Source organism: Microseira wollei NIES-4236 (assembly GCF_020521235.1).
GTDB classification, from domain to species: Bacteria; Cyanobacteriota; Cyanobacteriia; order Cyanobacteriales; family Aerosakkonemataceae; genus Microseira; species Microseira wollei.
The window spans coordinates 1-255 of record NZ_BLAY01000731.1; the positions used below are offsets into that span (position 1 = coordinate 1).

A 255-nucleotide genomic window follows, 5' to 3' on the forward strand; every position below is an offset into this window, starting at 1 on the left:
TTCAAGTTTGAGAAACCCGTAAATAAACCCGCCCCCGTAGGGGCACGGCGTCCAATAACTTTTGATTTTTACCAAAGATTGTAGAACGCCGTGCCCCGAAATCTGTAAATGTATTTCCTGACATATTCCAAGTTTGAGAAACCCGTAAATAAACCCGCCCCCGTAGGGGCACGGCGTCCAATAACTTTTGATTTTTACCAAAGATTGTAGAACGCCGTGCCCCGAAATCTGTAAATTGATTTCCTGACATATTTC

1 protein-coding gene is annotated in these 255 nt (G+C 43.9%); it reads right to left on the reverse strand.

Features of this window, described 5'->3' with window-relative positions:
• Position 1 precedes the first annotated feature (1 nt).
• Positions 2-255: hypothetical protein (locus MiSe_RS50375; protein ID WP_226595135.1), on the reverse strand; the 254-nt coding region annotated here is incomplete at its 5' end.